The sequence below is a fragment of the Staphylococcus kloosii genome (genome assembly GCF_032139365.1).
GTDB lineage: Bacteria > Bacillota > Bacilli > Staphylococcales > Staphylococcaceae > Staphylococcus > Staphylococcus kloosii_A.
Window position 1 is genome coordinate 77,233 of the sequence record NZ_JAVTDB010000078.1, and the last position, 21,174, is coordinate 98,406.

At 33.9% G+C, this 21,174-nt stretch carries 20 protein-coding genes; 16 read left to right on the top strand and 4 right to left on the bottom strand.

Translation table 11 applies throughout. The annotated features are described in order from the left end of the window. Positions 1 to 155 precede the first annotated feature (155 nt). Positions 156 to 1,541 carry an MFS transporter gene (locus RPL90_RS11175; protein WP_313549568.1) on the top strand — a complete coding sequence of 462 codons (1,386 nt, stop codon included), beginning with the start codon at positions 156 to 158 and terminating at the stop codon, positions 1,539 to 1,541. Positions 1,542 to 1,575: 34 nt separating this feature from the next. Then, positions 1,576 to 2,109, top strand: a complete 534-nt coding sequence (locus RPL90_RS11180; RefSeq protein ID WP_313549571.1) for a methylated-DNA--[protein]-cysteine S-methyltransferase — start codon at positions 1,576 to 1,578, stop codon at positions 2,107 to 2,109. A 113-nt stretch (positions 2,110 to 2,222) separates the two neighbouring features. Here the strand turns inward: RPL90_RS11180 and RPL90_RS11185 are convergent, their stop codons facing one another. Then, positions 2,223 to 3,392, bottom strand: a complete 1,170-nt coding sequence (locus RPL90_RS11185) for a hydroxymethylglutaryl-CoA synthase (protein ID WP_313549574.1) — start codon at positions 3,390 to 3,392, stop codon at positions 2,223 to 2,225. Positions 3,393 to 3,493: 101 nt separating this feature from the next. Between RPL90_RS11185 and RPL90_RS11190 the strand changes: the two genes are divergently transcribed. Beyond that, a complete protein-coding gene (locus tag RPL90_RS11190; RefSeq protein WP_313549577.1) occupies positions 3,494 to 4,645 on the top strand; it encodes a thiolase family protein in 1,152 nt (383 codons plus the stop codon). 5 nt (positions 4,646 to 4,650) lie between these two features. Further along, a complete protein-coding gene (locus tag RPL90_RS11195) occupies positions 4,651 to 5,931 on the top strand; it encodes a hydroxymethylglutaryl-CoA reductase, degradative (protein WP_313549580.1) in 1,281 nt (426 codons plus the stop codon). Between the two features lie 54 nt (positions 5,932 to 5,985). Here the strand turns inward: RPL90_RS11195 and RPL90_RS11200 are convergent, their stop codons facing one another. Further along, positions 5,986 to 6,417: a CHAP domain-containing protein gene (locus tag RPL90_RS11200; RefSeq protein WP_313549582.1), complete on the bottom strand. Its 432-nt coding sequence runs from the start codon at positions 6,415 to 6,417 to the stop codon at positions 5,986 to 5,988. Positions 6,418 to 6,651: 234 nt separating this feature from the next. Here RPL90_RS11200 and cidR point away from each other — a divergent pair, with 234 nt between their 5' ends. The 11 genes from cidR (at position 6,652) to RPL90_RS11255 (ending at position 18,302) form a co-directional block, all read left to right on the top strand. Beyond that, entirely contained in the window at positions 6,652 to 7,527 is an 876-nt protein-coding gene (gene cidR / locus RPL90_RS11205) for a cidABC operon transcriptional activator CidR (RefSeq protein ID WP_313549585.1), read from the top strand. 267 nt (positions 7,528 to 7,794) lie between these two features. Next, on the top strand, positions 7,795 to 8,181 hold the full coding sequence (locus RPL90_RS11210; RefSeq protein ID WP_313549587.1) for a CidA/LrgA family protein: 387 nt from the start codon (positions 7,795 to 7,797) through the stop codon (positions 8,179 to 8,181). Next, on the top strand, positions 8,182 to 8,868 hold the full coding sequence (locus RPL90_RS11215) for an LrgB family protein (protein WP_313549590.1): 687 nt from the start codon (positions 8,182 to 8,184) through the stop codon (positions 8,866 to 8,868). Between the two features lie 86 nt (positions 8,869 to 8,954). Then, positions 8,955 to 10,697: a pyruvate oxidase gene (locus RPL90_RS11220; protein WP_313549593.1), complete on the top strand. Its 1,743-nt coding sequence runs from the start codon at positions 8,955 to 8,957 to the stop codon at positions 10,695 to 10,697. Between the two features lie 590 nt (positions 10,698 to 11,287). Continuing rightward, positions 11,288 to 12,679 (top strand): YfcC family protein, encoded by a 1,392-nt coding sequence (locus RPL90_RS11225; protein WP_313549596.1) that lies wholly within the window; start codon positions 11,288 to 11,290, stop codon positions 12,677 to 12,679. A 194-nt stretch (positions 12,680 to 12,873) separates the two neighbouring features. Next, positions 12,874 to 14,949, top strand: a complete 2,076-nt coding sequence (gene ptsG, locus RPL90_RS11230) for a glucose-specific PTS transporter subunit IIBC (protein ID WP_313549599.1) — start codon at positions 12,874 to 12,876, stop codon at positions 14,947 to 14,949. Positions 14,950 to 15,117: 168 nt separating this feature from the next. Beyond that, positions 15,118 to 15,645, top strand: coding sequence for a VOC family protein (locus tag RPL90_RS11235; protein WP_313549602.1), 528 nt, complete (start codon positions 15,118 to 15,120; stop codon positions 15,643 to 15,645). A gap of 84 nt (positions 15,646 to 15,729) precedes the next feature. Then, positions 15,730 to 16,131 (top strand): acyl-CoA thioesterase, encoded by a 402-nt coding sequence (locus RPL90_RS11240; RefSeq protein WP_313549605.1) that lies wholly within the window; start codon positions 15,730 to 15,732, stop codon positions 16,129 to 16,131. 67 nt (positions 16,132 to 16,198) lie between these two features. Beyond that, complete coding sequence (locus RPL90_RS11245; RefSeq protein ID WP_313549608.1) at positions 16,199 to 16,528, top strand: thioredoxin family protein; 330 nt, start codon at positions 16,199 to 16,201, stop codon at positions 16,526 to 16,528. Between the two features lie 190 nt (positions 16,529 to 16,718). After that, positions 16,719 to 17,237, top strand: coding sequence for a GNAT family N-acetyltransferase (locus tag RPL90_RS11250; protein ID WP_313549611.1), 519 nt, complete (start codon positions 16,719 to 16,721; stop codon positions 17,235 to 17,237). A 90-nt stretch (positions 17,238 to 17,327) separates the two neighbouring features. Beyond that, entirely contained in the window at positions 17,328 to 18,302 is a 975-nt protein-coding gene (locus RPL90_RS11255) for an alpha/beta hydrolase (RefSeq protein ID WP_313549614.1), read from the top strand. 165 nt (positions 18,303 to 18,467) lie between these two features. On the opposite strand, the gene RPL90_RS11260 is transcribed toward RPL90_RS11255, so the two are convergent. Together RPL90_RS11260 and RPL90_RS11265 are read right to left on the bottom strand one after the other, a co-directional pair. Continuing rightward, positions 18,468 to 19,625 (bottom strand): ArgE/DapE family deacylase, encoded by a 1,158-nt coding sequence (locus tag RPL90_RS11260; RefSeq protein ID WP_313549617.1) that lies wholly within the window; start codon positions 19,623 to 19,625, stop codon positions 18,468 to 18,470. Positions 19,626 to 19,713: 88 nt separating this feature from the next. After that, positions 19,714 to 20,013: a hypothetical protein gene (locus RPL90_RS11265; RefSeq protein ID WP_313549620.1), complete on the bottom strand. Its 300-nt coding sequence runs from the start codon at positions 20,011 to 20,013 to the stop codon at positions 19,714 to 19,716. Positions 20,014 to 20,286: 273 nt separating this feature from the next. On the opposite strand from RPL90_RS11265, the gene RPL90_RS11270 reads away from it, so the two are divergent. Beyond that, positions 20,287 to 21,120: an alpha/beta hydrolase gene (locus RPL90_RS11270; RefSeq protein ID WP_313549723.1), complete on the top strand. Its 834-nt coding sequence runs from the start codon at positions 20,287 to 20,289 to the stop codon at positions 21,118 to 21,120. Positions 21,121 to 21,174 lie beyond the last annotated feature (54 nt).

The following is a 21,174-nucleotide window of genomic DNA, read 5'->3' on the forward strand; positions in this document are numbered from 1 at the left end:
TTTGTTTTAATTGTAAATTTAAAAGATTGCAACATGTATTATTATCGTGCAATATAGATTTATACATAAAACGAGTGAAACATTTATCGTTAATTATCAGATTATTCTAACAATTATATTGTTTTACTTTGACGTTGTCATTTGGAGGGAGCAAAATGAAAGATACTGAGGCACATATTTCAAAGATTCAAATCATCACAGGGATTATGTTATCAATTTTGACATATTGGTTGTTTGCGCAGGCTTTTTTAAACATAGGGCCCATGGTCCAACAAACATATCCAGTAAGTCCTGATATTATTAATGTATCAGTAAGTTTAACTTCGTTTGTAACAGGCGTATTTATGGTTGTAGCAGGTAAAGTTTCAGATCGCATTGGAAAAGTAAAGATGACCAAGTTGGCACTTATATTAAGTATTTTAGGTTCGCTATCATTGATTGTTTCTCATCATATGTTTTTATTATTATTAGGAAGAGTGTTACAAGGGTTATCTGCAGCAGTTATTATGCCGGCGACGATTGCTATGATAAATGATTTTTTTAAGGATGAAGAACGACAAAAGGCGTTAAGTTTTTGGTCTATAGGCTCCTTTGGTGGTACCGGTCTAGCTTCATTTTTTGCTGGGTCAATTGCCACTGCATCTTCTTGGCAAACGATTTTTATCATCTCGATTATAGTAGCACTCATTTCATTTTTCTTACTTAAAAATATACCAGAAAGTAATTATGAAAGTAATCGACAAACAAGCTTTGATTACATAGGTCTAGTGATATTTATTATAATGATTGGTAGTATTAGTTTTATTATTACTCAAGGTTATAAAATAGGCTGGTTAAGTAACATTACGATAACACTTTTTATAGTGTTTGTAATATTTAGTCTAGTGTTCATTATATATGAACGACATGTGAATACACCATTTATAGATTTAAGTTTATTTAAAAACCACGCTTATACAGGGGCAGTATTAGCCAATTGTTTATTAAATACAGGTGTTGGCGTTATTGCTTTAATAAATATATATGCACAAGCGGGCCATAATCTTAGTGGTTTTGAAGCAGGATTAATTACGTTGCCGTACCTTATCGCTTTATTGATTGTTGTTAGATTAGGTGAAAAAAGTATTAATAAATTTGGTGCTAAGCGAGCAATGGTTATTGGACCGACAATTACTGGAATAGGTGTATTGTTAATGTCAATCACCTTTTTACATACAGGTATGTATATGGGTTTAATGTTAATCGCTACTACTTGTTTCGGTGCAGGTACAGGATTTTTCGCTACACCTGCTTTAAGTACTGCAGTTTCAACGACGGTACCTGAGAAAATCGGTGTGGCATCAGGCATTTTTAAAATGGGGTCTACTTTAGGTGGTGCATTCGGCATCGCTATTATTACTTCAATTTATACAGCATTATCCATAAGTGGCTTCAATATTCATTTAGCTGCAAGTATCGCGTTCTTAGCGGGTGTGGTATTAATTTTTAGCGCCGTTATGATAAGTGCATTTGTAATACCTAATCGTTCAAAAAACGTTTGATAACTGATATTCATAAAGAAAGAAGGCAACATAAATGCAATATAAAATGACATATAAATCGCCAGTGGGTGATTTAACAATTACTACGGATGGTCAAAATGTAACGGGTTTATGGTTTGAAAACCAACAAAACTACGAATTATTGTTAAACGATACAGTAAAAGAACAATACCAACCTATATTTGATAAAGTAACGCTTTGGTTAGATGAATATTTCTCAGGAAATAATCCGGCGATCAATTTTTCACTTAAACCAACTGGAACGGACTTTCGTATGACAGTATGGTCGAAGTTACAAGCAATTCCATACGGTGAAACTGTCACTTATGGAGATATTGCACAACAAATTGCCACAGAAAGAGGGCAAAGCAAAATGTCTGCACAGGCAGTAGGTGGAGCAGTAGGAAGTAACCCGATATCTATTATTATTCCATGTCATAGGGTTGTAGGTGCTAACGGGAGTCTTACAGGCTTTGGTGGTGGTATTGATAGAAAGATTAAATTATTGAACAACGAAGAAGTCGATATCGCTTCATTTTACGTACCGAGCTATAGTACAAAACCATAAAAATAAAGAGGTTAAACATATGCATTAAATAATTAATGTTTATGCTTAGCCTCAATTTATTTTGTAGTGGAAAAAGATTAAATGATTAAGCATCTTTTCCAGTGATTTAAATTTTATTTTAAGGTATTATAATTACGGATATGCTCATTAATGTCGTTTAAGTAAAAAATACCGTGTTGGTCGTTTGTTAATTCGGCTTCATGATCAAATTCAAGATTATCAAAACGATTGAAGAAATGTTCATATTCCTCTACTGATAATTCAGTACGAGAGTTTAATAATGCTTTATGGTGCTCTACATTTAGCACTTCATTATAACCGTCAACAAGTTTGCCACTAAAGAATTCGCCGACAGAACCTGAACCATAACTAAATAAGCCGATAGTTTGGCCAGCTTCTAAGTCGTGTGTCTCTAATAAAGAAATTAAACTTAAATACAATGAACCAGTATAGATATTACCTACATATCTGTTGTAATAAGTTGCAGCGTCATAACCTGATGTTAAGCGGGTATGCGTTTCAGAATCAATCGCATCTGTTAAAATTGAATCAAGCGCTTTTTTGCCCATTTTTGTAAATGGTACATGGAAACATAAAGAAGCAAAATCTGAAAGTGATTTATTGTAACGTTTAGCATATTCATTCCAGCTTTCTTGGAATGATTGAATATAGGCATCTTTAGATAAAGCACCAGCTACTAAAGGATATGATTGGCCAGTGGGTCTCCAAAAATCATAAACGTCTTGCGTGTATGCTACGGCATCGTCATTTAATTCAAGAATGCGTGGATTATGTGAAATTAACATAGCAACCGCACCTGCACCTTGCGTAGGCTCACCGCCAGAATGTAATCCGTAACGTGCAGTGTCACTTGCAATTACTAATACTTTTTCATTTGGACGATTTGCTAAATAATCTTTTGCAAGTTGAATAGCAGGTGTAGCAGCGTAGCATGCTTCCTTCATTTCAAAACATCTTGCGAAGGGTTGTATACCTAGTAGATTATGTATTTGAACGGCTGATGCTTTAGCAGAATCTATCGCAGATTCAGTAGCAACAATTACCATTGAAATATTTTTTTTATCTTCTTCAGAGACGATATTTTTAGCAGCATTAGCACCCATTGAAACAATATCTTGGCTTACAGGACTTACAGACATTTCTGTTTGACCGATACCAAGTAAAAATTTATTAGGTTCTACATTGCGTGCTTCAGCTAGTTTAGCCATATCTACATAAAATTGTGGAACGTAAAAATCAAGTTGATCTATACCGATAGTCATTATGTATCGACACCTTTCTGTTTATAAATAAGCAACTGTATCATACCAAAATAGGCTTCATAAATACAATTATTTTAAAGTTTAAGAAATGGGGAATAACAATGAACAAAATAGCTATAGTTAGCGCTAAAAGAACACCAATTGGCAGGTTCAGAGGGAAATTAAGTGATTATTCAGCAGTAGAACTAGGAACTACTGCACTTAAAGCAGCATTAGATGAAGTAAATATTAATCCAAATGAAATTGAACAAGTCGTTTTTGGGAATGTCTTGCAAAGTGGTAGCGGACAAAATCCAGCTCGCCAAATAGGTATTAAAGCAGGTGTTCCCAATACAACACCTGCTATGACAATTAACGAAGTATGTGGCTCTGGTCTTAAATCTATTATTTTAGGCAAACAATTAATTCAATTGGGCGAAGCAAAAGTCGTTGCAGTAGGCGGCGTTGAAAGTATGACGAATGCACCCAAGCTACTTTTAAATGGCGATGAGTCACCAGTAGATAGTTTTATGCATGATGGTTTAATAGATGCGTTTCATCATGTGCCTATGGGTGTAACTGCAGAAAAAATAGCTCGCAAATATAAAGTCACACGTGAACAACAAGATGAATTTGCGAACAATTCTCAACAAAAGGCTGCACAAGCGACGCAACAAGGAAAATTTAATAATGAAATTGTACCAGTAAAAGACAATGAAGGTGCAATGATGACTTCGGACGAAGGTATTCGAGCAAATAGCAGTGTTGAAAAGCTGAGTACGTTAAATACTATCTTTGACGAAAACGGTACTGTGACTGGTGGGAATGCATCAAGTATTAATGATGGTGCAGCAGCAGTCATTTTAATGGATGAACAATATGCGAGAGAACATAACTACGATATTTTAGGCTTTGTAGGAGATTATGCAGAAGTTGGTTGCGATCCACAATTTATGGGTTACGCACCGTATTATGCAGTATCACAATTGTTAGAAAAAACTGGTAACACGATTGGTAATATAGATGTTATCGAAATGACGGAAGCTTTTGCAGCACAAAGTATTCCTGTTAAAGTTAATCTAGGTATTACCGATGAGCAATTGAATTTATACGGTGGTGCAATTGCATTAGGCCATCCAATCGGCGCAAGTGGTACGCGTTTAGTAACGACACTAGTAAATATATTAGAGCAAGAAAATAAATCTACTGGTATTGCAACTGCTTGTATAGGCGGTGGTTTAGGCATAGCATTATTAATAGAGAAAGGACGTTAAGTGGTATGAGTGCATTAGATAAATCATTTAGACATCTATCGAGAGCAGAAAAGTTAAATAAACTTGTATCTCAGGGTTTGTTGTCCGAAGCATACAAAGAACAGTTACTGCAAAATCAAGTGATAGACGAAGATATTGCCAATAGTCTTATCGAAAATGTTATAGGACAAGGGACAATCCCGGTCGGAATCTTACCAAATATAATAGTCGACCAAAAAAATTACGCGGTACCAATGATGGTAGAAGAACCGTCTGTCGTAGCGGCAGCAAGTTATGGTGCCAAATTAGTAAATAATACGGGAGGCTTTAAAGTAGTTGCAAGTGAGCGATTAATGATTGGCCAAATCGTGTTTGATGATGTGCAAGATACTGAAGCGTTAGCGACTAAAATTTACCAAATGGAAGAGCAGATTAAGTCAATCGCAGATGAAGCATATCCTTCCATTATTAAACGTGGCGGTGGTTATCGCCGCATCGAAATAGACACTTTTCCAACCGAAAACTTATTGTCGCTCAAAGTTTTCGTCGACACGAAAGATGCAATGGGTGCTAACATGTTAAATACTATATTAGAAGGGGTTTCAGCGCATTTAAAACTTGAACTCCAAGATAGTAATGTATTAATGAGTATATTGTCTAATCATGCTACAGCTTCCGTCGTTAAAGTTGAAGGCGAAATTGAAATTTCTGACTTAGCGAAAGGTGACTTTGATGGCGAAACTGTGGCTCATCGTATGGAGAGGGCGTCAATATTAGCTCATGTAGATATTCATCGCGCCGCTACGCATAACAAAGGTGTAATGAATGGCATCCACGCTGTTGTCTTAGCAACCGGCAATGATACACGAGGCGCAGAAGCAAGTGCACATGCTTATGCTAGCAAAGATGGACAATATCGTGGACTTGCAACATGGAAATACAATCGTGAGAGACAACGTTTAGTTGGCTCAATAGAAGTACCGATGACTTTAGCAACTGTAGGTGGCGGTACAAAGGTATTACCAATTGCGCAAGCTTCACTAGACATATTAAATGTAGCGAGTGCCCAAGAATTAGGACATGTTGTTGCAGCTGTAGGTCTAGCTCAAAACTTTTCTGCCTGTCGTGCACTCGTATCCGAAGGGATTCAACAAGGACATATGTCGTTGCAATATAAATCTTTAGCGATTGTTGTAGGCGCTCAAGGTGAGGAAATTGGTTATGTAGCTAATGCTTTAAAAAATGCTTCACAAGCTAATACAGCGACTGCAGAGCAGTTGCTAAAGGAATACCGTAATAATAAATGATAAAAAATAGACAGTTATAAGTACGCATGACGTGACCTATAACTGTCTATTTAATTAATAGATATAATGATATTTATTGGCACTACTTTTACTTAATGTTCGTGTGCCATAAGCATGGGCACGACTGTAATTATACTCAGATATTTTAATACTACCGTTGCTATAGACTCTTTCTACAAACGCAACATGCCCATAGTAACCAGCAGTTGATTGAAGAATTGCTCTTGGCGCAGGTTTTGTCCCAACACGATAACCTGAGCGTTTGGCGTTAATATACCAATATTTTGCATTACCCCAACCATTTGGGATTGGCTTATGTATGTGCGCTCTTTTGTTGAATACATACCAAGTGCAGTTGTATTTTGCATAATAATTTTTAGCACCATAAGAAACGTTCGTGTTGTTAACCATTTGAAAAGTAAAGCTCGTCGTGAATAACAAAGTGAAAGTGATAGAAATGCGACACAATAATTTCTTCATCCTCATAAATTGTCCCCAGTTCTTTTATTATTAATACTTTTTAATAATAAAAGAAATAATTAAGTTGAACAATATTCGTTACTTTAACAACAACAAGCCTTAATAGAACAGCAATATATATAATGTTACTGTAATATAAGATAGTATTTAAGTTGAAAGTATACTTTATATAACGTGTGGCGACTATTCGTGATAAACTTTAGTTACTATAGAGATATGAACAGGTAGGTGTAAAGAGCTGTGGATATTAAACAAATGAATTACTTTGTAGAGGTAGTAAATCATGGTGGTATGACTAATGCGTCGAAAGCGCTCTATATAGCTCAACCCACGATTAGTAAAGCAATTAAAGATTTAGAAAATGAGTTGTCGATGCCATTATTCGACCGCAGTAAAAGGCAAATTGTACTAACAGACGCTGGTGAAATATTTTATAAGAAAAGTAAAGAAATATTAGCCTTGTATAATAATCTGCCTACCGAAATAAATAGTTTGCTAGGGCTAGAAACAGGGCATATAAGTATAGGATTGTCAGCAGTCATGAATATGAAGCAATTTATTAAACTATTAGGTGAATTCCATCAATTATATCCGAATGTGACTTATAACATGGTTGAAAATGGTGGGAAAATGATTGAATCTCAAGTATATAATGACGAAATTGATATAGGCATAACGACTATCCCTGTTGACAGTACCATTTTTAATTCTATTCCTTTGTACCAAGAAGATTTAAAACTCGTACTTAATAGTGAACATAGGTTAGCTAATCATACGACTGTGTCTATGTCTGAATTAAAGGAAGAAGATTTTATCTTATTCAATGAAGATTTTTACCTAAATGATAAAATCAGAGAAACAGCAAAGAATGCAGGTTTTATACCTAACACGATTTCCAAAATCTCACAATGGAACTTCATAGATAATTTGTTAAATGCTCATTTAGGCGTTAGTATCCTACCTGAAAGTATTGTCCAAATGTTAGATAGCGATTTTAAAGCTATTAAATTTGATGATCCTTCAATGAAATGGCAATTAGGTGTTATTTGGAAAAAAGATAAATATCTTAGTCATGCAACACGAAAATGGATTGACTTTATGGAACAAAGACTATAAATCGTATAAAAATTTGACTATATAAAATAAGAGAGATGCTATAAGTGCACGAATGTTCAATAATCTTGAATTATCTAAAAAAAAGTTTGTGGCTCATGTTGGCATCTCTCTTATTATATTGCGTAATGTAAGTAATCGTTTTCATAGAAAAAAGTAATAGTTATTATGTAAAATCAATATTTTTATTATGAGAGCTTTGGGCTTACAATTATAACTGTAATCAAAACAACCACTGTTAAGAATCATTAAGAAAAGGGTGATTATTGAATGCAGTTAGCTTTAAAAGTAGTCAAAATTATAATTCAAATTGCTGTCATTTCAGGAATAACGTATTTAGGTAATGTCTTACAACAAGTATTGCATATACCGATTGCAGGTAGCATTGTTGGACTCGCGTTGTTTTTCGTATTATTACAATTCAAAGTAATCCCAGAAAAATGGGTTAAAGAAGGCGCGAACTTCTTACTTGCAACAATGGTCTTTTTCTTTGTGCCATCTGTCGTTGGTATAATGGATATTGCTTCTAATATTAATTTAAATTACATTGTATTTTTCTTACTAGTTATTGCCGGTACTTGTAGTGTGGCATTGATTTCAGGTTATATCGCTGAAAAAATGTTTAAAACTTCAGATGGCAATAATGGGAGTCATTAGATGTTGATTTTACAAACACTCATTATGATTGCCTTAACAGTTGTAACTTATCTGGTTGCCAAAAAGTTACAAGAAAAATATAAACATCCATTATTAAATCCAGCGTTAATATCTTCATTATTTATCATTATTATCTTACTAATATTTAGTAAGGATTATAGTGATTATATGACAGGCGGAAAATGGATTAATTACTTGTTAAATTCAACGGTCGTTTGTTTAGCATATCCACTATATAAAAATAGAAAAATGATTTTACAACACGCTAACATTATTTTTACGAGCGTTATTGCAGCAGTTGTAATTAATTTCTTTCTGCTATTTATTACTTTAAAGCTATTAGGCTACTCAAAAGAAGTTATAGTAACTTTACTTCCAAGATCGATCACAGCTGCAGTAGGCATTGAATTATCACAACAACTCGGTGGTACGGATACAATTACTGTCATGTTTATTATATGTACAGGATTAATTGGTAGTATTTTAGGGGCATATTTGTTAAAACTAGCGAAATTCCAAACATCAATTGCACGAGGATTAACTTATGGGAATTCATCTCACGCATTTGGTACAGCTAAAGCACTTGAACTTGATATCGAATCTGGTGCATTTAGCTCGATTGGTATGATATTAAATGCTATATTAAGTTCAATTATCATTCCTATATTATTGTTATTACTTTATTAAAACTATGGATTAAGCATTTATTTTGAAAGAGAAAATTCTAAATCGTATAATTTAAAACATTGAGGTTTTGAAAGGAGCTTTTTACATTGGCAAAAATTAAAGGAAATCATGCATTAGTTAAAGCGTTACAAGCTTGGGACATAGATCATATTTATGGTATCCCTGGAGATTCAATAGACGCAGTCGTTGATAGCTTGAGAACAGAAAGAAATAATATTGATTTTCTACACGTAAGACATGAGGAAGTTGGAAGCTTAGCAGCTGCAAGTTACACTAAATTAACTGGTAAAATTGGTGTGGCATTAAGTATCGGTGGGCCAGGTATCGTTCACTTACTGAATGGTATGTATGACGCTAAGATGGATAATGTACCTCAATTAATCTTAGCTGGCCAAACTAATTCTACTGAACTTGGAACTAAAGCATTCCAAGAAACTGACATTTATAACATGGTTGAAGATGTGGCTGTATATAGATATCAAATTACAGAAAAAGATAAAGACATTTTTGGTATTGTCAATGAAGCTATTCGTACAGCATATGAGAAAAAAGGTGTAGCGGTATTAATATTACCTAATAACTTATTATCTCAAAAAGTTAAAGACACTACGAATACAAAAGTAGATACTGCACCTCCTGCTCGTGTAGCTCCAAAACCACGTAATATTAAAAAAGCGGCAAAATTAATCGATAAAAGTAAACGTCCGGTTATGATTATCGGTACTGGTGCTAAACATGCTAAAGATGAAGTGAGAGAATTTATTGAAGCGGCTAAAATACCTTCAATTATTACTTTACCAGCGAAAGGTATTTTACCAGATTCACATCCTTATAATTTAGGGAACTTAGGTAAAATTGGTACTAAAGTATCTTATCAAACAATACAAGACGCAGATTTATTAATTATGTTAGGTACTAATTATCCTTATGTTAACTATTTACCTAAGAAAAATATTAAAGCTATTCAAATCGATACTAACCCTGAAGCTATCGGCCATCGTTTTGATGTCAATGTAGGTATCGTTGGAGATAGTAAATATGCATTACAACAATTAACAGACTCTATTAAACATGTACCTAATAGAGACTTTATGACTAAAACATTAGAACGTAAAGCGACATGGGATTCTTGGATGGATAAAGATAAAGCTGACGAAAGCAGTCCAATTCGCCCAGAACGTGTTATGGATGCAATTAACAAAGTTAGAGATGATGACGCAATCTTTTCTATCGATGTAGGTACTTCTACTGTTTGGTCTACGCGTTATTTAGATTTAACAGTAAACAACAAATTTATCGTGTCTAGTTGGTTAGGTACAATGGGTTGTGCGTTACCAGGTGCAATTGCTGCTAAACGTGCATATCCAAATAGACAGGTCGTAGGTATTGCCGGTGACGGAGCATTTCAAATGGTAATGCAAGACTTTGCAACAGCTGTTCAATATGATATGCCAATGACAATATTTGTTATGAATAACGAAGAATTATCATTTATTAAATATGAACAACAAGCTGCAGGTGAATTAGAATATGCAATTGACTTTACAGATGTTGATTTAGCTAAATTCGCTGAAAGTGCAGGCGGTGTAGGCTATACGTTGAAAGATCCAAATCGTATTGACGAAGTTGTAGAAGAAGCTATGGCACAAGATAGACCTACAATTGTAAACGTTTATGTTGATCCAAATGCTGCACCATTACCAGGTAAAATTGTAAAAGATGAAGCTCTAAACTATGGTAAATGGGCTTATAGATCAATTACTGAAGATAAAAAATTAGACTTAGACGAAATTCCACCACTTTCAACAGCGGCTAAACGTTTCTTCTAAGTACAATATAATTAAATTTAAAAATACTAATGTTGAGCCTGAGACATATTATTGTCTTCAGGCTCTATTTTTTTGCCAGTAGATGACTGAATTGAAAATACGCTTATATCAAGCTGCTTTCAACTCTAGTCATCCTTGTCGGGGTGGGGCTACAAAATCTTTTTATAAAAATAAGATTTTTGTCCCGCTCCCTTGCTATTTTGTCGTGCATGCTTGCCTGGGGTATTGGTTCGAGCCTGTAGTCTCTCACTCATATAATTCCCCTAGGCGTCAGCACGATACAAAATCGTTAACAAATTATGTAATTGGCTTACAAAATATTTAAGAGACTGGGGAATAATATTATCTCCCCACTCTACTTTATATTGCGGGTAGATAAATGAATTAAAAATGTACTTGTATCAAATTTTTAAAAGCTAGTAATCTATTGCATAGCAGAGCTATAAAATTTTAAAAAATTAAGAATTTTGTTTCTCTACATTTTTTATAGTTATATAGATAAGTAGATCTTGTTGACGCTTGGATTAATTTTTCTTTATTAGGTTATAATCTTAATAATCATTAAAACTTTGAATAAAGGGGGTCATGTTATGAAAAAATTATTGCGGTTTTTTAAAATAAAGACACCACATACATATGCTTTATTAATGTTAATTATCGTTATTGCTTGTTTATTAACTTATTTAATTCCTGCAGGAACTTACGAACGTGAGCAAAAAGGTGGGCAAACTGTCGTAGTGTCAGGTACGTACGAGCATATTTCACAACACGGTGTCTCATTTTTGGATATATTTCGCGCCATTCCAGAAGGCTTGTTAAGTGGTGGAGAAATTGTGTTTTACATTTTTTTAGTCGGTGGCGCTTTTGGAATTGTGCATAAAACAGGTGCCTTTGAAAATGGTGTGAAACAAGCCATGAGAAAATTAGGTAGTTTTCAAGTATTAATGATACCGCTGACGATGACTGTTTTTTCAATATTAGGCTTTTCGATAGGCCTTGCCGAAGAAACTATTATCTTTGTGCCGATAGGTATCATTATAGCGCGTACGTTAGGATATGATGCTTTGACGGGGGCTTCAATGGTTATACTCGGTGCGGCTAGTGGGTTTATTGGCGGAATGTTGAATCCATTTACTGTTGGTGTAGCTCAAAAAGTTGCTGAATTACCAATGTTTTCGGGATGGGGCTTGCGCTCAATTATTTATGTCTTTATTTTGATAGCGGCGATTGCTACTGTGATGCGCTATGCAAGAAAAATAAAGCATGACAAGACGAAGAGTTTAGTTTATGAATTAGAACAAGAAGAAGCGGCTACAGTGCAAGATGAACATTATGAGCGATTTACTAGAAGACAAGCCGCAGGATTAGCATTTATTGTTTTGACTATTATATTCAATGTCTATGGTATTTTTCGTTTTGGTTGGTCGTTTAATGAAATGAGTGCCAATTTTGTTATGGCTGGATTATTAGCTGGTTTTGTAGGGGGACTAGGTATTAATGGTACATTTGATGCGTTAATAGAAGGTATGAAAGATATTTTATTTGGTGCCATGATTGTAGGTTTCGCAAAAGGAATCATAGTTATTTTAGACAATGGTAAAGTCATAGATACTATTGTTCATGGGATGACTACACTATTAACTGATGTTGATCCAGCATTCGTCATTATAATGATGTTTCTTTTACAATTCATGCTAAATTTCTTTATTCCTTCAGGGTCTGGTCAAGCATTAACGACCATGCCATTGATGGTCCCAATTGCTGATTTATTACATATTAATCGCCAGATGACTGTCTTTGCATTCCAATATGGTGATGCGATAAGCAACGTGCTATTCCCAACTTCGGCTATTTTAATGGGAGCACTTGCCGTAGCAAAGATTAGTTACATACAATGGTTAAAATTTGCATGGAAACTTATAATGCTATGGGTATTAATTTGTATTACTGGGATGTCGATAGCTTTAATTTTACATTATTAGCAATCTTAAAAAACTAGAGTGACAGTTGTTTGAAGGTGTGCTTTCATATATAATATTTATGAAATTATCGACTACGCGTGTTACTGGTTAGGCAGGCATGAGCAAATCAAACTATTTATACTAATAGTTTTTTTGCTCATGCCTTTTTTTGTGCACATTGTCGATAATAATATAATGAAGGGATGTTATATACAATGTTTAAACGGTTTTTTGGTCATTTGCAACGCATTGGTAAAGCCTTAATGTTACCTGTTGCTATTTTACCTGCTGCCGGTATTTTATTAGCGTTTGGTAATGCTATGCACAACGAACAACTTGTGTCATTGGCACCTTGGTTAAAACATGAAATATTTACAGTTATTTCATCAATCATGGAAGTTTCTGGTCAAATTATATTTGAGAACTTACCATTACTCTTTGCAGTCGGAACAGCGCTAGGTTTGGCTGGTGGAGATGGCGTAGCTGCATTAGCGGCACTTGTAGGATACTTAATTATGAATGCAACGATGGGTAAAATATTAAATATTACAATAGATGATATTTATAGTTATGCAGAGGGTGCTAAAACATTGAGCCAAGCAGGTAAATCACAATCACATGCGCTTATTTTAGGGATACCAACCCTTCAAAGTGGTGTATTTGGTGGTATCATTATGGGTGCTTTAGCAGCGTGGTGTTATAATAGGTTTTACAATATATCGTTACCACCATTTTTAGGATTCTTTGCAGGTAAACGTTTTGTGCCAATAGTAACTTCTGTAGTAGCTATTTTAGCAGGAGTAGCATTAACTGTTGTTTGGCCACCGATTCAAGAAGGCTTAAACAGCTTATCCAATTTCTTATTAAACAAAAATTTAACTTTAACTACGTTTGTCTTTGGAATTATTGAACGTTCCTTAATTCCATTTGGTTTGCACCATATTTTTTATGCACCGTTTTGGTTTGAATTTGGTCAATATGTAAACTTAGCTGGTGATGTAGTACGTGGTGATCAACGTATTTGGATAGCACAAATGAATGATGGCGTGCCATTTACAGCGGGTGCATTTACGACGGGTAAATATCCATTTATGATGTTTGGTTTACCAGCGGCAGCATTTGCAATATATCGCTGTGCACGCCCTGAAAGTAAAAAACTAGTAGCTGGTTTAATGTTATCAGCTGGACTTACTTCTTTTTTAACAGGTATTACAGAACCACTAGAATTTTCATTTTTATTTGTAGCACCAGTACTATATATTGTTCATGTATTTTTAGCAGGAAGTTCATTCTTGATTATGCACCTATTAGATGTGAAAATAGGCATGACTTTTTCAGGTGGATTTATAGATTACATATTGTATGGTCTACTTAATTGGGACCGTTCAAATGCGTTAATGGTCATACCAGTTGGTCTTGTGTATGCAATCATCTACTACTTCTTATTCAGTATAGTTATTACTAAATTTAATTTGAAAACACCTGGTAGAGAGGACGAGGAAATTAAGCAAGAGCAAACGGCGATGTCTAGTTTGCCATCTAAAGTGCTGTATGCTATGGGAGGTCAAAGCAATATTGCTCATTTAGATGCATGTATTACGCGTCTGCGTGTAGAAGTGAATAATAAAAATAGGGTTAATGTTGATTCATTAAAATCGTTAGGTGCATCAGGTGTGCTAACGGTAGGTAACAATATTCAGGCAATTTTTGGTCCTATGTCGGATCAGCTTAAACATGATATAACCCGTATAATTAATGGTGAGGTAATAGATAACCCTGATTCAGACTACAATGCAGAGAAGCAAGCAATGCGTTCTACAATAACTAATGGACAAATCATTCCAATTGTTGCACCATTTAAAGGTCAACCCATACCATTAGAAGACGTACCTGATAAAGTATTTGCTTCAAAAATGATGGGCGATGGTATTGGAATTATACCTCAAAGTAATGTGGTAACAGCGCCATTTAATGGTAAAGTCAAAACAGTATTTCCTACTAAACATGCTATAGGTTTAGAATCAGATGAAGGATTAGAGTTACTCATTCATATTGGTATCGATACTGTGAAATTAGGTGGACAAGGATTTGAAAGTTTAGTTGAAGTGAATCAACTTATCGAACAAGGCCAACCACTAGTTAAATTTGATTTAGACTATATAGAACAACATGCGCAAAGTATTATTACGCCATTAATAATTACTAATTTGAAACGACAAGATGTAGAACTTGTTACTACTAATGAAGTAAATGAAGGCGACTTAATTATAAACATTAAAATAAAAGAATGAATTTTGCAGTAAACATAAATAAATGTACTTTCAATTATAAAGGCTGAACATCATAAGATGGTTAGCCTTTATTTTTATATTAACTAGATATGATTCTGGTAATGAAGCTTTAACTATTAGCCTTTTAGGGAATAGTAAAATATAGCTTATTTAATAGAGGTGAAATTTGTGTCTATAACTAGAGGTATAAATCATATTGGATTAACTGTACCAAATATTGAAGAAGCAACAAAATTCTTTAAAGAAGCCTTAGATGCTAAAATAGCATATGATAGTCAGACAAAGGCTGATGATCCACGTGCTGGTACCTTTGTAGAACATGTTTTAGGTCTAGAACGTGGCGCTAAAATAATTAAAAAAAGAATGCTCGTATTTGGCAATGGTCCTAATATCGAAATGTTTGAGTTTAAGGATGCGCATCAATCAGGCGCAGAAAATTTACAAGATATAGGGTATACACATATATCATTTTATGTAGATCATTTTAATACTGCATTAGAACGAGTGAAACGTGCAGGAGGCGTTCCTTTATCTAAAGCGCATGAAAACACGCGTTATGAAGATACTGAAGGTAATGCAACCGTGTATATTAGAACGCCATGGGGGAGTTTGCTTGAATTACAAACAATGCCTAATGGTTTTTATTATCCAGAAAGTAGTGAAAGCACTGTGTTTACACCTGAAGCTGATGAATGATAATAACATGTAGCTGCTAGATGAAATTTAGGAATTTAACTTTTATAATAGAACTATAAAAGTTGGGTTTGGGGAGAGAAAAGTATGACACAAAGAATATTAGTAGCAGAAAGAGAATTAGAAGTAAATGGTTATGACATTGATGCTATGGGGATAGTAAGTAACATCGTTTACGTAAGATGGTTTGAAGATTTGAGAACAAATTTTATTAATCAATATATGAGTTATTCCGAAATGATGAGCAATAATATATCGCCTATTTTAATGAAAACAGAAGCGGAGTATCAAATGCCTATAACGATACACGACAACCCAGTTGGACGTTGTTATTTAGTTAAAGCGAGTCGTTTGAGATGGGAATTTGAGTTCGAAATCGCTTCGGAACATAAAATGCACTGCATTGGTAAACAAAGTGGTACATTTTATAATTTACAAAAGCAAGCAGTAGAAAGAGTGCCAGAAGTTTTCCAAAACCTAATAAAATAGACATTTATGAAGGTAAAACATGCGAGGTTATTTAACAATTCGTAAATGTTACGAAGAAGGTGTGAGTATGAGGCAAGTATTACATTCCCTAGAAGAATTTCACAATTTTATTGAAACACATCGTTTAACAGTCCTGCATGTGATGCGAGATAACTGTAGTGTATGTCATGCCGTTTTGCCTCAGGTAGAAGATTTAGTAAAAGAATACGATGGTGTAGCTTTTGGGATCATTAATCAAAGCGAAGTTGAAGCGATTGCAGGAGAACTTTCGATTTTTACCGTACCAGTTGATATTATTTATATGAATGGTAAAGAGATGCATCGTCAAGGTAGATTCATAGATATGCAACAGTTAGAAAGACAATTGTCTCTTATGTATGACAGTTTAAATAAATAATACTAAAGGCAAATTAAAGCATATAGCTAAGATGAGGAGAAGTTACATTTTCCTCATCTTTTTTTATCAAATGGAGAAATAAGTTTATTATTGTGCGTAGTTAGGTATAGTTAAAAATATATTAGATATATCACAATATTATTGTATAATGTGATTATGATATATAAATAAATCGTAGGTGGGGTTAGTAATGAGAGTCGAGCGCATTAATGCAGATGAAGCTATTAATTTATATCAATGCATGAAACAAATAGATAAAGAAACTCAGTTTATGCTTTATTTACCAGATGAACGTACATTTGAAACTTTGAAATTATACGAAGATATACAACACAATTATTACGTTGGCGTAAAAAAGAATGATGGAACGATTGTGGGTTATATTTCATTACATATTAGCAATATAGCAAAAGTGAAACATAAAGGATACATAACGACTGGTTTAATGGAAGACTATCAACAACAAGGCTTCGCGACGAAAATGTTTGAAGCAACAATTGCTTGGGCAAAAAACCAAGGGCTAAGACGTTTAGAATTAACTGTGCTTACTCATAATAATCCAGCAATAAGTCTCTATGAAAAAATGGGCTTTATGATAGAAGGTATTAAACGAGAATCTATCTATATGGAAGGTTTGTATCATGACGAATTATACATGGCTAAAATGTTAAATAAAGAAGAGTCATTAGTAGCAATGAATATTTGGTAAAGGTACATACAACGACATGTAATTGTTTTTACTAAAAATTTGTGGTTCTTTCATTTAAAATAAATGTAATAGCATTATGGAGGAATAACAATGATACGAAAATTATTAACTATTGCAAGTGCGAGTATATTAGCATCTTATGTTTATACTAAAGTAAAAGCTAAAAGGAGTTATGCTAGCTTTTTGTTTGAGACAATGTTTAGACTAAGTGGGATGAAAAAAACTTTCTCAAATATAGAGCATGCTCAAGCCTCTCTTGAAAAAACTAAAGCAACAACGAAAGGCAAATATGAAGGTACAAGTTATAAATTTAACAATGACGTTGATGTACATACTATCGGTGATTCGAGTGTATATGTTGTCAATGCAGAAGAAAATAGACAACAAAACGTTATACTCTATATTCACGGTGGCGCATGGTATCAAGACCCATTAAAACAACACTTTGAATTTATTGATTTGTTAGCTTCATCAATGAATGCCAAAGTGATCATGCCTATTTATCCTAAAGTGCCTCATGCTGACTATCAACAAACTTTTAATTTACTTATGAAAATTTATAAACAAATCATAACCACAGTTGAAAGTGCGCATCAAATAACAATTATGGGTGATTCTGCCGGCGGTCAAATTTCATTGTCCTTTGCACAATACTTAAAGCAAGCGCAATTCATACAACCTAGCAATATCGTGTTAATCTCACCCGTATTAGATGCTAGTTTTAGTAATCCAGAAGCGCCTATATATGAAAAGATAGACCCGATGTTAGGCATAGAGGGCAGTAAATTCTTTACAGAACTATGGGCAAATGATTTACCTCTATCTGATTGGAAAGTATCCCCGATAAATGGCGATTTAGAAGATTTAGGTCATATTACTATAGTTATAGGTACTAAAGAAACTATTTATCCAGATAGCTTAAAGCTATCTAAAATACTAAATAGAAAAAATATAAAACACGATTTTATACCTGGATATAATTTGTTTCATATTTTTCCTATCTTTCCAATTCCTGAAAGACAACAGACAATTGAACAATTAAAACGTATCATTAGTAGATATTAATGATATAAGACACTCGCTATTACTTTGTATAGTGGGTGTCTTTTTAAATACATTGATAGTTGCGTATATAACGGCATTTTTGAATATATTTATAACGGAAAAAAACAGCCCAACCAAGACTGTGGTGAGCTGCATAATCATGTTGATGACTGCAATTCAATTGTATTATTTAAAGTTTTTAATATAGTTAGGTAACATTTCAGTGAACAGGTCAATAAAAGTAAGGTAAATGTCTTTATCAACATGCTCGTTCACTTGGTGGGCTTGGCTAATATGACCAGGACCAAACATAATGAACGGAAAGTTTTCATCTTTGTGTTCTAATAAATCTGAAGCGTCTGTAACACCTGGGGATGCGAGTGCTTCTAATTCAGTATTCAAATATTTTCTACCCATCTCTTGTGCTAATGTTACCAAGCTGTTTTTACCGGTTGTATAAACTGGGTCACGAGACATGTACGTGTCGATCTCGATATCAGTATCTTCCGTTTCAACTTCTTTTAAAAGTTCGTTGAAGTAAGATACAAATTGATCGTTGTCATGTTCAGGTATTGTTCTAATATTAAATTCAGTTTGCGCAAATTCAGGGATTGAATTAACCTGTGTACCACCATTAAATAAAGTCGCGTTTAAAACAGGGTCTCCTAATAAATCATTTGTTTTATCGAATTTTTTGAAGTTTTCGTCTGCTTTATAAATAAATTTCACTAATGGGGAAATCGCATTGAATCCTAATTTAGGCATGGAACTATGTGCAGCTTTACCTGTGGAACTAACACGAATATCCATAGAACCTTTATGTGCATATATAATTCTATCTTGAGAAGGTTCAGCGATAACGAGCGCATCAACGTCATCCATGTATCCTTGTTTATGATAAAGTTTGGCACCTTCGCCCACAATTTCTTCGCCAGCAGTTGCAAGTAAGCGGATAGTACCTTCTTGTAATAAGCCTTGTTCATGAATATCGATGAGACTAATTACAAATGCAGCTAAACCGGATTTCATGTCTGCAGAGCCACGACCATATAATTTCCCAGACGCTTCAGTTAATTGAAATGGATCATAAGTCCAATTATCGACATTACCTGCTGATACAACGTCCATATGACCGGATACGCCTAATACAGGTTTACCTGAACCGATTTCTGCAACTAGGTTTGCCCTTGTGTCACTAATGTTAATAATTTCAGAATAAATATTATGTGCTTTGAATAATTGGTGTAAATAGTTGCATACATCAAGTTCATTGTCATTAACTGATTGAATATTAACTAAATCACTTAAAATCTGAACCTTTTCATCCTCTGAAAATATACTCATAAAAAAACCCCCTTATTTTATCTCATCTTAATTGTAACTAAAAGCTTACAAATTAATGAAATAAAAGGGTTTATAGTCATAGTCTTAATTATAAAATTGAAGGGATTTGAGTTGGAAGTTTATATAAAGCATGTGCTAAATAGTACTCAGATGGCGTTGATGTAAGTTGTAATTGTAAATTTTGAGAGAGTTTATATAATTTTGAGTTACTGTTTGTTGTAGTTGAAGTAGAACTTTTTACTTGTTCAGTGTGACTAACGTCAGTAACAGCACCTTTCATATCATTGCCTTGCACACTGCCGATTAATATTAAGATTAAATAACTACAACAAATGATTAGAATTGTCCCTAAATAAATACCGATAGCTAACTTTACAGGTTTACGCATAGTATACAACCTCCTAAATGGCTTATATCTGTGTACACTTACAAATTACCACGCGTTTATTAAGGAAATGTAAATTGAAAGTAAAAATTCAATGAAATACACTTGAGATAAATGTTGTATTGTTTTCTATTAAAAATAAGGCCACTATATTAAACTTTTCATGTTATTTAAGCTGTGATTTCAGCTATCGTTTTTAATATTGAGTGTAAAGTTATATAATTATATAATTAGTATAACTTAATGACCTTACGATTGATTTAGGAGGCGATTCAAATTAACTACATCAAACATATAACATCGTCCGATGGAACTAAATTGTATACTAAAATTAATGAAAGTTACGAAGAGGAGTTTAATGAATGTATTAATATCGTTATTGTTCACGGCCTTGCTGAGCATCTAGACCGGTATGATACATTGGCAGACAGATTACAAATAAATGGCTTCAATGTCATTAGGTATGATCAAAGAGGTCATGGGCGTTCAGAAGGTGCACAAACGTATTATGATAATGATAGTCAAATTATAGAAGACTTACAGGCAGTGATTTCTTTTGTACGCACGACTTATGGGAATAATATATTTCTGATTGGTCATAGTATGGGCGGTTATGCTGTAGCGCTCTATGGCACATTTTATCCTAATCAAGTACGAGGCATTGTTACTTCTGGCGCGTTAACTCGTGATATAAAAGGATTGTTTAGTGAAATACTTGAGGATAGCACATTACCTAAAGATAGCTATATTGACAATGCATTAGGTGATGGTGTGTGTTCTGATAAAGACATACAAGAAAAATATGAACGAGATGACTTAGTAGCTAAGCATATTTCGAGAGGTTTAATTTACAGTATTGATAGTGGTGTCAATAAATTAAAATCACATGCAAGCCGCTTTGTTGATGACGTACTTATCATGCATGGGTTAAATGATGGACTAGTGAGCTATGAAGATGCTTTACAATTTTTTAACGAAATAGGTTCTACAAACAAATCTTTACGTATTTATGATACATTAGAACACGAAATTTTTAATGAGCATCAATATAATAGTACAATTTTCGAAGACATTATTAATTGGATTCAGTTAAAACAAAGCGAACAATAAGTTATAATGCTACGCATTGTTTGCAATCGTACTAATGCACATAAATAAAGTTGA